The sequence below is a fragment of the Streptomyces sp. NPDC005784 genome (assembly GCF_042871525.1).
Lineage (GTDB): Bacteria > Actinomycetota > Actinomycetes > Streptomycetales > Streptomycetaceae > Streptomyces.
Genome location: NZ_JBIAIQ010000027.1, coordinates 28,663 through 40,890 on the forward strand (window position 1 = coordinate 28,663; position 12,228 = coordinate 40,890).

Genomic DNA, 12,228 nt, shown 5'->3' on the forward strand with positions numbered 1-12,228 from the left:
GAGAACGGACCATTTATGCGCAAGATGATTTCCCGAGCAAACCGTACAGCTGTCACTGTCGTTGCAGCCGCCTTCATGGCGTCCGCAGTAGTCGTCGCGGGGGCGACGACCGCCTCCGCGGAAGGCTGCAGGGGCTCCCTGTGCGGCGCGGTGAAGAACAGGACCGGCGAGACGATGCACTACACGATGAGTCTCGGCGAGGGCCCCCACTACTGCGACGTATGGAACTGGGGCGGCGGCACCGACAGCGAGTTCAAGCACGCCAAGTGCAAGCAGCTGTCGTTCGGCAACGGAACGCGGGGCGGCAACGGGACCGGCAATGACGTCGACGCCTTCACGTTCGTCGGCCACGGCTACCACGAGCGGTTCTCGCGGGTCGGTACCTGGCACTGGCGGGCGAAGGGGGTCTGGACGAAGGTCCGGACCGGAGAGATCGGCGACTGCGGTATCGGCGACAACAACGAGGTCTGGTGCACCGTGCTCGTGCAGGCCTGAGAGGGCCCCGCAAGGCGGCGGGCACGTGTGTGCCCGCCGCCTTGCGGCGTGACCGTCGAGTGATCCGCCCAGCGCGGATCCCCGTGCCGCACGCGCGTCCGCTCGCGTCGAGCGTGGCGTCAGCATCCGGCCACGACTGCCACGACCGGTGGTCAGAGACCGGCAGCGCGTCGAGGAGGCCCGGCTGCCGCCCCCGGGGGCGTCGTCCCTTCCCGGAGGGGGTGTCCCATCCCAGGGGCATCCCAGGAAAGGGTCAGGGCCTGCCTGGGCAAGCGGAGCATCAGACGGCGGGTGCCCCAGTTCGTGACGTACAGGTGAGCGTCGAAGTAGCGCTCGACCATGCGGCGTGGATTCCCGCTCGGGTCGCCCCACTGGTAGGTATTAGTGAAGCTGGTGGCGCCGACCGCGACGCCGGAGAACGCCGTACCGTCGCCCTCCGAGGACACGGAACGACAACTCCCCGCGAGCGGCCCGTTTTCCGTCCCGTCGGGGGTACACGGGCGTCGAACCCCACTGGAGAGCGGCGTCAGGAGTGCCATGCGCGTCAAGGTCGGATACTTCAGGACCAGGTCACTCAGGAGACGCCTGCGCCGCTGTGCCCGCGAGGTGTTCGGCTGGGAGAGTCTGCGTCCGTCCCAACTCGCTGCCATGACAGCCGTGATGGAGGGGCGCGACACGATCGTGGTGATGCCGACGGGTGCGGGGAAATCCGCTGTCTACCAGGTGCCGGGTGTGCTGCTCAAGGGGCCGACCGTCGTGGTGTCGCCCCTGATAGCGCTCCAGCGGGACCAGGTCGCCCATCTCGCCCGTATCGAAGGATCCGGCGCCTCGGCCGTCAACTCCGCGCAGCGCGCACGGGACAACGAAGCCGCGTGGGAGCGCGTACGCGAAGGCAGCCTGCACTTTCTGTTCGTCTCGCCCGAGCAGCTCGCGAAGGACGAGGTGGTGGAGCAGATCGCCGCGGCCGCTCCCGCGCTGATGGTGGTCGACGAGGCGCACTGTGTGTCCTCGTGGGGATACGACTTCCGGCCCGACTACCTGTCCCTGTGCCATGTGCGCGAACGCATCGGGCGGCCTCCGCTGCTCGCCCTCACCGCCAGCGCGGCGGCCCCCGTGCGGGCGGACATCGTGGAGCGGCTCGGCATGCACGAGGCGCACGAGGTGGTCGCGGGGTTCGACCGCCCCAACATCACTCTGGAGGTCGTACGGCACCGGGAGAACGCGGGGAAGCGCCGGTGGGTCGTGGAACGGACCGCGGCCGAGGCAAAACCCGGCATCGTCTACGCGGGAACCCGGCGGGAGGCCGAACAGTACGCGCAGGAACTGTCGGCGCTCGGATTCGACAGCGCCGCCTACCACGCGGGGTTGTCGGCGGCTGAGCGCTCCCGGACGCACGACCGCTTCCGGGACGACGAACTCGACGTGGTCGTCGCCACCTCCGCCTTCGGGATGGGCATCGACAAGCCGAACATCCGCTTCGTGCTGCACGCATCGGTGCCGGGTTCCCTCGACACCTACTACCAGGAGATCGGCCGGGCGGGCCGCGACGGACAACCGTCGACGGCGATCCTCGCGTACCGGCCCGAGGACCTCGGCGTGCAGCGGTTCCGGACGGGCGCCCACCCCGACCCGCAGACGCTGGGCGGGCTGATCGACGCGGTGCGCGAGAGCCGGGGACCGGTCACGGCGACTGGTCTGCGCGAGCGCACCGGTCTGTCCCAGACGCCGCTGACGTCGATGCTGCACCTGCTGGAGGAGGCAGGCGCCGTGACGACGGAGAAGCGCGGCGGTGTCCGGGCCGTGCCCGGGGCACGGCGGGACAGCTGCGTCCGCGAGGCGGTGCGGATCGCTTCCGCCCGTGTCGATCTGGAGCGTTCCCGGTTGGAGATGATGCGGGCGTACGCGGAGACGAATGGCTGTCGCCGGCGCCACATGCTCGGATACTTCGGTGAGAGTCTGACAGAAGGCGACTGCGCGGCCTGCGACATCTGCACCCGCGCACGGGAGTCGAAGCACGCCCCCGTCCGGACCGGGGATGTCCTGTCCGGTACGGGCCCTGACCTGCTGGAACCCATGGCGGCCGACGGCGCCTTCCCGCCAGGGATGCGGGTGGGGCACAGCACGTGGGGCGAGGGCGAGGTCATGAGCGAAGAGGGGAACAGGATCACGGTCCTGTTCGAGAGCGTGGGCTATCGCACGCTGTCCCTCCCCGCCGTCCAGGCGCGAGGCCTGCTGACGCCGGTGTCGTCCGCCGCGACGAGGGGCTGACGCCACCTTGGCCTCGTCGACACGCGTGGTCGGGCGACCGTACCCGGCCCGGCCCGCAGAGGACCGGACCGTGGCAGCCGACACCGCGTCACCGGCCGGAGTGACGCCGGGCGGCGCCCCGAGGCCCGTGCAGGTGCCGTTCGGGCCGTCAGCTGTTCTGCAGGGTGCTCCGGCGGTCCTGGTCGGGGAGGCGTAGAAGTGCCGCGCGCCGACCGGGGTCAGGGTGTGCAGGACGGTGCTCGCGTGCCGGTGGCTGGCGATGAGTCCTGAGTCGCGCAGGACCGTGGTGTGGTGGCTGGCGTTGGCCGTGGACACCGACACGGCGCGGGCGATCTCGGAGTTGGTCGCGCCGTGCGTCACCGTGCGCAGTATCGCGGCGCGAGTGCGTCCGAGCAGTGCCGACAATGACGCGTCGGCCGGGCGGAACTGAGGCGCGGGACCGGACGGCGCCGGCGGATAGAGCAGGACGGGCGGCAGGTCCGGGTCGGCGAAGGAGACCGGCTTCTGCCGGCAGAAGTACGAGGGGATCAGGAGGAGTCCGCAGCCGCCCAGGTGCAGATCCCGGTCCAGGCCTCCTCCGTACCCGACCTCCAGGACGGGGGCCTTCCACCGCGAGGCGGGCCTCAGTCCGCCGAGGAGCGCCTCGGCTCCGCCCTGCAGCAGATCGCGTCCTCGGCGGGCGCACTCGGGTCGACGCGGGCCTGCATTCGGTCGACGTAGGGGGCGATGACGGCGTTGTGGTATTTACGCAGGACCGCGACCAGTTCCGTGCGTACGTCGTTGTCGGCCAGGCGGTACATGTCGGCCGGTACGTTCCTGAACTGGGCCAGCAGACCGATCTCGTGGCGGACCCTGGCTGGCGGGGTGCCGAGGATCGCGTCGAGTCCGCTGTCCAGCCCCCGGCTCGCCTCGGCCGGAGTGGGACTTCACAGTTTCCAGGCTTCGTCGATCTGGAACCACACAACGGTTCCACCGAAGCGGCTGGGCCCGGCAGCCCACGAATCCGCGAGGGCGTTGACCAGGCAAAGTCCCCTGCCGTGCGCATCGTTGGCCCTGGGGCTGCGCAGCCGGACATCCGCCGGGAAGCCGGGGTTGTGGACGTCGACCCGCAGGGACTCCCCCAGGCGCGACCACTCGACCCGGACCCGCCACGGTTCTTCGGCCTCCCCGTAGAGGATCGCGTTCGTCACCAGCTCGGAGAGCATCAGGACGCAGTCGTCGATCGGGCAGGCCAGGTTGTACGGGGCGGTGAACTTCCGGAACCATCGCCTCGCCCGAGCTACGGACTCGGGTACGGGATAGAGGGTCATGCCCCCGATCGGAGATGATCCGGCAACCGCGGCTTCGGACTCTTCACGCGCATCCGCCATGAGCGCCACTACTCCCTACCGGTGCCGTCACAGTCGAGACAGCGCCGCTTGGACGTAGCACGAACGCGAGCGTCAGTGGCGGAGAGCGCCAGGGCCGAGCGGGAGCCGACGTGCTTCCACCCTTGCCCCCGGCATCCACGGCAGACCGCTTCCCGCGAGACGTGCCGTAACTCCCCGCACTCCTGGCTCACGTCCGTGCCCCTTCCGGTCAAGTGGCATTAGCCACTCGAAGCCACAAGCAGTTCGCGAAGAGAGCCGCGACTTTCTAGCTGATCGGGTAGCCCTGCTCGAACGCCCAACGCCCGGGCGGGTACGTGGCCTCGGCGAACTCCAGAGGCCGATCCTGCATGTCATAGACCACGTGATGGACAATCAGGACAGCAGCTCCGGACCCGAGTTCAAGGTCAGCGGCCTCGTCCTCGGTCGCCAGCCGGGCACACATCCGGTCTTCGGCATAGCTTCCCTGGCGACCCGTCATGCTCTCGACGTACATGAGCGTCCCCTCCTGAATCCGTTCAGGATCAAGGAGCTTGGGCGCCCGCTCGCCGACATCGACACCGAACCACGATGTCGAGATCGTGATGGGGCCGGACTCGTTCTTGGTCACCCGCCGACGATGAACAGCTCGAGAGCCGGCCGCCAGACTCAGCGCATCGGCTACATAGTCGGGGGCCTCCAGCCAACCCGCGGAGGTGATCACCGCGTACTCGCCCGGCGTGTAGATCTTGCCGGTCTGCTTGGCACGACCGTAGAGCTCCCGAGCGCGCCGATTCACCGCGAGGCCCCGCACGTAGGTGCCCGACCCTTGACGCTTCTCAACCAGGCCTTGGTGACTTAGGGCTTCCAGCGACCTCGCCGCCGTGGGGCGTGAAACGCTCCAGTCCGCGGCCAGTTGGCGCTCCGACGGAACTTCGTCGCCAGGCCTCAAGTCGCCTCGCAGAATCTGATCGCGGATGTGGTGTGCGATCTGGAGGTACTTGGGCTGGGTCTCTTCGATCTGCGGCATCGGAGCCCCTCCCTAAGTGGCTATGACCAGTAGCCACTATAGGGTGAGTGGCCAGCAGGGGAACCCGTACGCTGCGAGGGTGACCCGCTTGATCGTGGCAGCAGGAGGAGGGGGCGACGCAGTCGCCGCCGCAATGCTCGACGCAGCCCTCTACGGAGGCGACGGCAGTCCGGCGGTGATCCTCACGTACGCATGGGACCGCCTCCTGATCGACCCAGTGCCAGGCCCCCGAGGCCCGGCGAACTTCACGGGCCTACGACCCCTCACCCCAAGCGTCTGGACCGTCCCAGCCGACGCGAAGCCCATCGCCCCCGCAGGCTCGACCCTCCCTCGCCTAGCAGGCGAACTCCCCCACACCTTCGCGCTGATCGACCCCATGCACGGCGCCGAGGGCATCACACGCCAACTCGAAGAACTCATCGAGCACCTGGCCCCCGAGTCCATCGACCTCCTGGACGTAGGCGGCGACATCCTCGCCAAGGGCGACGAACCCACCCTCCGCAGTCCTCTCGGCGATGCCCTCACGCTGGCCGCGTGCTGCCAAGCCAACGCACCCGTACGGCTCTTGATTGCTGGCCCCGGTCTGGACGGAGAGCTCCCGGCCGAGCTTCTGGCCAACCGCATGGGCCCAGCAGCTCTGACGCTCACGACTGAGCACGTCGAACCAATCAGCTCAGTTCTTGAATGGCACCCCTCCGAGGCAACGGCGATGTTGGCAGCAACAGCCCGTGGAGTCCGCGGCCTCTGCGAAGTCAGAGACGCCGGCCTACCGGTCCCCCTCACCGACGAAGGCCCCACGGTCCACGAAGCAGACCTGGACGAGGCTCTCACCCGCAACGAGCTCGCGCGCGCCATCCTCGCAACAGAGACCCTTACCGAAGCGGAGCAATACAGCCGCGAAGTCTGCGGATACTCGGAGATCGACTACGAGCGCACCAAAGCCAGTTGGCTCGGCAGCCAGCAGGAACAGAAGCTCGACCCGGAAGCCACGCTTCGCCAGCTCGACCAGTTCGAGACCAAGGCCCGCGACCGCGGCATCACCCACACGACGTTCCGCAGGATCACCGAAGCACTCGGCCTCAACGGCAAGCAGCGCCAAGACCTCAGAGCCCTACTGCTCAGCAGCCGCCCGGAGCAGTACTCCGCCCCCCTGTGGCGCGTCCCAACCGAAGCGCCGGATCCCAGCTGATGTGTCTAGGTTCAGTTGATCCTTGACGGATGTATGTCAGTTGATGCTTGCCGGTTCCCAGTGGCCCGTCTCGCAGCGTTGGCCGGGTAATCGACGTGCTACGCCGATTCCAGGGGCTTACGCAGCCGAGTTCACGCAAGACCGGTGAGGGGGGCACTAGGCTGCCAGGAGACGGGCAGGACAACGTCGATGCCGTCACGGCGCGCCAGGGGCAGCAGTCGGCTCATGGTGGTGTCGAGGTCGTCGAGCAGGTAGGGCATGGGGCGCAGTGGCCGGTCCAGGCCCAAGAAGAAGTCGTCCCAGTGCACCAGGATGACCCGCCTGGCCCCGGTCGCGGCCACCACCTCGTCCCAGTAGGCCTGAAGAAACTCGGCAGGCTGCTTTCCCAGCATGCCGACGCCCAGGTATACAACGTCGGCGTGATGACCGCGCAGCGCACCGAGCCGGTAGTTGGCGCTGGCGTGCAACAGCACGCGGCCGTAGGGGTGGGTGACGAGCACCGAGTAGGCGGTGCCGGTCTTCCACGCACCGGCGCGAGCCGGCGGGACCAAGGGCTGGTCAACGGTACCGGGGTAGTGGTCACCCGGACTGTGCACGGAGTCCAGGAAGGTCAGCGTGAAGCTGCCGTAGCTCACGGTGCCGCCATCGCCGACCACCCGCAAGGACGACTCGGGGACCCCCAGGCCGCGCCCGATGTTGGCGGTGGACTCCGACCCGACCAGGTCGGCGCCGGTCTCCAGCGCCCAGACCGGTGCATCGAGGGCATGGTCGTAGTGGGAATGCGCGCACACCACAGCGGCGAGGTTGTCCACACGCAGCCGCTCGATGGCGGCACGGACCAGCGCGCGGTTCGGGGCGATCTTGCCCATGCCCACGCGCATCATCCCCGGGCGGGTGACGAACCCGTCGCTGAGCACCGAGGTCTGCCCGTCCGACAGCAGTACTGAACTGGTGCCCAAAAAGTGAGCGCTCAGCCCCTCACGATGCGCTGCAGTGCGCTGCTGGTAAGGCAGGTAGGGCCGCAAACTCGGGCGGCCGATCGGCACCTTCATGCGAGCATCCTCGGACCCCCGGTACAGGAGTGCCAGCTCTGGACCTCGTGTGCCCTCTCACAAACGATCGCACAGCCAAGCCGAGCAAGCGGTGTCAAGCATCAGGTGAAGCCGCAGTGTCAGCTATCAACCGAGACAGGACACGATCAATGCCGGATTGGCTGGGTGGAATCGCCTTATACCTACGAGGGCTACAAGCGCTACGGCCTGGCCTCAACCGCTCTCCGGTCTCTGCGCCGCGCGTATCCCGGGCTCCAGTGGCACACGGGGGGCGGGCACTTCAGGGAGTCCGAGCCCTTCTGGGATTCCGTCAGCGTGGACATTCCCGGGGGCTATGCCCGACGGGAAAGGTGTCATCACGTGGAACCGTGGCGAGCACGGTAGGCGTGAGCACGACCTCACGCCAGGGGGTAGAAGGAGCTGCTGATGAAGCAGTTCGGTGACACGAGCCCCACCACAACTGCACCACAACGAGCGGGGAACAGCGGGGAGTCACGGTGAATGCGAGCGTCGCTTACAAGGCCACAGTCCAGCCGTTCGCCCAGGTCAGCGACTGAATCAGCCGCAAATGAGCGCAGCTTCCCAAGCTGAGAGCGCGCGACGCGCATCTAGCGGTTCCATCGCAATGTCAAATTCCCCGCCCCGACGCACCACCACTTGCCTGCGTCGAGCAGGACCTCCGCACGTCCGCGCTCTGCGCGACCATACCGACCGTCATCTGCCCTGAGTCTGCTAACGCAGCCCCGGCGCCCCTGATCCTTCCCGGTCTGCCAGTTTTGTTGTAGTTGGTGGTGTAGTCAGAACCTGGACCGCACGGCAGCATGGGCCACCCAGCGGCCAAGGGGGCCGCGCATGGGACGGGGGTGAGGGCGAGGCATGGGGTTAGGCAGAGAGCTCGGCAAAGACGCGGACAGCTCTGCGGCCATCGGCATCTCGTTGATCAGTGCGCCTGCCATACCACTGGGTAGCGCTAACGGCACGCACGGCCAGGGGTCGGATCAGACGGAGACGACACGGCTGCTGAGTGCGGTGGCGTACTTACGGCCTGACTCCCCCGCGGAGTTCCGTGCATGGCGGAAGAACGAGTGGACCAAGCTCAGGAAGAAGATGACGCCCGTCTTCGTCAAGACGTGGCTGGACAAGAGGCGGGAAGCGGAAAAGGACGCCGACGCGGGGTTGCCCGATAAACCACAGCCGAAGGTAATCATCGGGCCCGACTATGTTCGTTGGGTACGCGACCGCGTGGCCGCTGGCCGCCCCGTCCCGGCCTTCGGCTTCGAACTCACCCCCGTCATCGAACGCTGCGCCGCCGCCGAGCATTTGCTGTACATACGGCGGGCTGTCATGGCTCTTGCCATCCTGGCCGGACTCGCCTGCCTGTACACCTCAGCCGCCGAGTGGGCGCTGGCCGTGGTGACGGCGGGCATTTGGGCCGCCTTCTACCTCGACCGGCTCCTCGCCCACCGCCATTTAATACGAGTGACCGGAGAATCCGACGAAACGAGTACCCAAGCGCGCGGCCTGACCCGGAAGAGCCGCCGTGCTCTAGACGCCGTCAGACAGCTCAAGTTCGGCACGGTCATTCCGTACGTCACCGAAATCCGCGCAGATAGCCCCAGGTACCACTTCGTCGGGGCAGGCAAAGTCTGGTACGAGGCCCAGATCGGCATCGACGTCCTACCTGCGCAGCCAAAGCCCAAGAAGGACGGCGCACCTGGCCCCGTCATTCCGAGTCCCCGGATCGAAGACTTTTTCGCCCCAACCGGGTCAGAACCAACCGGCGTCAAGCACTTTACCCCGGACAACCTGCTTGCCCATGTCGTGAGCCAGCTCAAGCGAGGTATCGCACCCAGCCCCGACTTCCACCCAGACAACCGGCTCGAAGCGTATGGCGTCGCCGCGATCTCTGCAGAGCGCTGGAAAGGCATCACTCCCGAACAGTGGACGTCACTGAACGTCCTGGCCGAACAGGGCCCCCGGGCCGTCGGTGCAGGACGCACTCCGAAGGTGGCCCGCCGGTTCCTGTGCGCCCGAGTCATCTCCTGGGACGGTGAACTGGTCGCTTCGGTCTTCGTTGGCTTCGCCTATGAGGACCACTACCTGCGGGTCACTGTCCGCCCCCACGTGATCAACCCTCTCCACCCCACTCTGCGTACCGCCGACGGCTCGGCCGCTGCCTCGGGCTGGTCCTGGCACCGCCGCGCCTGGCTTGCCTCGGCCGTGGACGTGGTGCTGATGATCGCGCATCTGTTCAATCCCGGTAGGGGCCGCCGGCACCCCGAACTCGACGAGCAGAAGGGTCCAGTGAGCCTGCGCGAGGCATACTCAACCCGATACATGGACGACATGCTCCAGTACGACGACGCGCGCCGCTACATCGAGATGATGCAACGGCGCATCTTCGACTCGGTCGAGCAGTTCCTCGTCGATCACAACGTCGACATCGCCTCCTATCGGGAGCAGACCACGGTCATTCTCCAGAACGCCGGCGTCATCAACTACGGCGAAATGGGCTCCGTACAGAACCAACCCGGAGCAGTCGGCTCCCACATGAACGTCCGGCCACCAACGGCAGGAGGCAAAGCGTGATCCGCAGGAACAGCCAACCCCCAGGTGACAACTCCGGCGTCGTGAATTACGGGGCGATGGGGAACGTCCAGAACCAGCCAGGTGCCACCAACTCCCGCCAGAGCCAGACCAACACCGGCACCGGCCCCGATCAACTGAAGGAATTCAGCGCTCTGCTCGACCGCATCCGACAACAACTGGCGGCTGAACAAGGCCGCGTCAACGACTACCAGCAGTGCGTCGTCCTCTTGGACCTCACCGCCCAGCAACGTCTCGACGACACTGGTGGCCGCTCCACCGCCACGACCATGCTGGAACAAGTCCTGGCCAAATGCGATGGCGTGCCCGGACTCGTATCCCTCCTGACCTCTGCCCTATCCCTGATCGCCACCTTCGCCTGACATCGGCCGACCGACCACCGGACCGTCGGCACGGCCCCGTTGCCGTGCCGGAGCTGCAATCGAACGGTGATCGGATAAACCGTGGACCGCCTCTGGACGAGCCCCGCCTCAACGAGCCCGTGTAGGGCCCTGGCCTGCTGCGTTGCCCGGGCACGAAAGGGCCTCCGGAGTCGTGTGCGGCCGTGCCGTCGGTGCCGGACCAACGCCCCTCGTACACCAGGCCGTTCCGGTCGATCAGGAAGTTGTAGCCGTAGCCTTTGCCGACCGCGTCGTTGCGGTAGATCGCTCGAATCACAGCGGCCGGGTCGGGATCGCTGCTTCCGTCGTCGGTGCGGTGCACGATGAGGGTCTGGACCGAGTAGTACTCGGGCGGCCAGATCTCCGTACCGCCGGATCCCCGGAGTGTCTCGTCCGCGCCCCATGCGTCTCGGGACAGCAGCGTGTACGCGGCGGAGGCCGCCGCCGAGTTCGGGCGGGGCACCTCGCTCGACGCGGCGGCGGCTCCGAGCGCGCCGAGGAACACGCGCCGAGGTACTGGGGACGCCGCGTGGCCTGTCCCCCGGGGGCCCGCGGCATGCGAGTCCGGGTCCGTCATCGCGTGATTCCTCCTACGGGGGCGTCGGCGGCCGGGCTGCCCGCTCCCCGGGACCGGAGGCGGGCGGCCGGTGGAACGGAAGGCCGCTGCTACAGGGCACAGGCGGGCTTGGGGCTGTAGAGGCGGGACCAGGTGCTGGGGCCCACGATGCCGTCGGCGCCACCCGTGGTGCCGTTGCACGTCTGCACGTAGTAGACGCCCTGCGCGGTTGCCTGGCCGTAGTCCCCGTCGACGTCGAGCCAGTCCTGGTACTTGCTGTAGTAGTCGATGAGGCACTGCACCTGGCGGAAGCGAGACAGTGGCAAGTCAGTCCATTACAGGACCGGCTGCTGAGAACCGCTGGCCCGGGGGCCTCTGGTGACCGCACTCCAGCCAGGTGCCGTTGGCGTCACTCACTGTGTACTCCAGGACAATCCTGCCCGGGTCGCCGTCCTCATAGGGCCACACCGTGATGCCTCCCTCCCAGACGACGGTGGAGAACCAGGCATGGGGGTCCCTTCGACTTCAGGCGCAGCAGTGAAGACCTCTCCAGGCTTCAGCCAGTAGTCCTCACCGTACGGCTCAACGAGAGACAGAGATCGCCGTCGCCCGCATTCTCCACAGGCAGCCTGCCGCGTCCCACTCGCACCGCGATCTTCAAGCGGCCCAAGTCCTACAGGCCCTTTGCGAGGCAGCCCTGAGTCAGTACACACGGCGTCAGATGCTGACGAGGCTGATGGTCGGACCGTCGCCGCCTGTGCCATCCGCCACCGAGATGTCGAACTCTCTCTCCGGAAAGGCCTGCCGCGCCGCGCTCCGCCAGATGATGGCGATTTGCGCCGCCAGTTCCGAGAGCGCGGCGTACTCGGCGTCCGAGGTCAGCGTGAAGTGGTCCCACAGGTGTACATGGTTCACCACAGACTCAACGGCGCCCAGGTCGCCGGGCAGCCGCTCAAGCCATTGGTCCACGCCCTCGGGGCTGAACTTGAAGCCCGGGAAGACGCAGCCCTGGTATTCGACGAACTTGGGCCAGTACAACGCCATCAGAGCGGTGGCGTCGGCGACCGTGACATTGGCCGCCATAAAGTCCTGGAGGCTGTACCCGTACTTGTCTACTACCCATTCCATGAGCTGTGGGAGGAGTCTGGGATCCATTACATCAACCTGACTTCCGACTGGTGGTACTCACTCAGCCTCTTCCAGGCCGGCGGTGCCGACCGCCCGTTGGACAGCCCGCGCAGCAATGAAGCTCCTGGCAGACGGGTTCTCGACCAAGATCACCAGTGTCCGCCAGGAACTTCGCGT

At 67.3% G+C, this 12,228-nt stretch carries 12 protein-coding genes; 6 read left to right on the plus strand and 6 right to left on the minus strand.

Features of this window, described 5'->3' with window-relative positions:
• The first annotated feature begins 75 nt into the window (after window positions 1-75).
• From ACFYR3_RS32150 to ACFYR3_RS32160, 3 genes are all read left to right on the plus strand, one after another.
• Complete coding sequence (locus ACFYR3_RS32150; protein WP_355853041.1) at window positions 76-495, plus strand: hypothetical protein; 420 nt, start codon at window positions 76-78, stop codon at window positions 493-495.
• A gap of 537 nt (window positions 496-1,032) precedes the next feature.
• Window positions 1,033-2,763: a RecQ family ATP-dependent DNA helicase gene (locus tag ACFYR3_RS32155; protein WP_389285452.1), complete on the plus strand. Its 1,731-nt coding sequence runs from the start codon at window positions 1,033-1,035 to the stop codon at window positions 2,761-2,763.
• 259 nt (window positions 2,764-3,022) lie between these two features.
• Window positions 3,023-3,193, plus strand: coding sequence for a hypothetical protein (locus ACFYR3_RS32160; RefSeq protein WP_355853047.1), 171 nt, complete (start codon window positions 3,023-3,025; stop codon window positions 3,191-3,193).
• Between the two features lie 193 nt (window positions 3,194-3,386).
• On the opposite strand, the gene ACFYR3_RS32165 is transcribed toward ACFYR3_RS32160, so the two are convergent.
• From ACFYR3_RS32165 to ACFYR3_RS32175, 3 genes are all read right to left on the minus strand, one after another.
• Window positions 3,387-3,563, minus strand: a complete 177-nt coding sequence (locus ACFYR3_RS32165) for a hypothetical protein (RefSeq protein WP_389285454.1) — start codon at window positions 3,561-3,563, stop codon at window positions 3,387-3,389.
• Window positions 3,564-3,689: 126 nt separating this feature from the next.
• Window positions 3,690-4,073 (minus strand): ATP-binding protein, encoded by a 384-nt coding sequence (locus tag ACFYR3_RS32170; RefSeq protein WP_355853051.1) that lies wholly within the window; start codon window positions 4,071-4,073, stop codon window positions 3,690-3,692.
• A 325-nt stretch (window positions 4,074-4,398) separates the two neighbouring features.
• A complete protein-coding gene (locus ACFYR3_RS32175) occupies window positions 4,399-5,139 on the minus strand; it encodes a GntR family transcriptional regulator (RefSeq protein WP_389285456.1) in 741 nt (246 codons plus the stop codon).
• Window positions 5,140-5,272: 133 nt separating this feature from the next.
• Between ACFYR3_RS32175 and ACFYR3_RS32180 the strand changes: the two genes are divergently transcribed.
• Window positions 5,273-6,328, plus strand: coding sequence for a DUF1152 domain-containing protein (locus tag ACFYR3_RS32180; protein ID WP_389285519.1), 1,056 nt, complete (start codon window positions 5,273-5,275; stop codon window positions 6,326-6,328).
• Window positions 6,329-6,459: 131 nt separating this feature from the next.
• Here the strand turns inward: ACFYR3_RS32180 and ACFYR3_RS32185 are convergent, their stop codons facing one another.
• A complete protein-coding gene (locus ACFYR3_RS32185) occupies window positions 6,460-7,380 on the minus strand; it encodes an MBL fold metallo-hydrolase (RefSeq protein ID WP_355853056.1) in 921 nt (306 codons plus the stop codon).
• Between the two features lie 1,107 nt (window positions 7,381-8,487).
• Between ACFYR3_RS32185 and ACFYR3_RS32190 the strand changes: the two genes are divergently transcribed.
• Together ACFYR3_RS32190 and ACFYR3_RS32195 are read left to right on the plus strand one after the other, a co-directional pair.
• On the plus strand, window positions 8,488-9,969 hold the full coding sequence (locus tag ACFYR3_RS32190; protein WP_389285458.1) for a hypothetical protein: 1,482 nt from the start codon (window positions 8,488-8,490) through the stop codon (window positions 9,967-9,969).
• Complete coding sequence (locus ACFYR3_RS32195) at window positions 9,966-10,349, plus strand: hypothetical protein (RefSeq protein WP_355853080.1); 384 nt, start codon at window positions 9,966-9,968, stop codon at window positions 10,347-10,349. The genes ACFYR3_RS32190 and ACFYR3_RS32195 overlap by 4 nt, the downstream gene beginning before the upstream one ends.
• Before the next feature lie 684 nt (window positions 10,350-11,033).
• Here ACFYR3_RS32195 and ACFYR3_RS32200 read toward each other — a convergent pair.
• Both ACFYR3_RS32200 and ACFYR3_RS32205 read right to left on the minus strand, forming a co-directional pair.
• The gene (locus ACFYR3_RS32200) at window positions 11,034-11,249 is read right to left on the minus strand and encodes a peptidoglycan-binding protein (protein ID WP_355853083.1); all 216 of its coding nucleotides are present in this window, start codon (window positions 11,247-11,249) and stop codon (window positions 11,034-11,036) included.
• A gap of 391 nt (window positions 11,250-11,640) precedes the next feature.
• Window positions 11,641-12,078 (minus strand): hypothetical protein, encoded by a 438-nt coding sequence (locus ACFYR3_RS32205; protein ID WP_389285460.1) that lies wholly within the window; start codon window positions 12,076-12,078, stop codon window positions 11,641-11,643.
• Window positions 12,079-12,228: the final 150 nt, after the last annotated feature.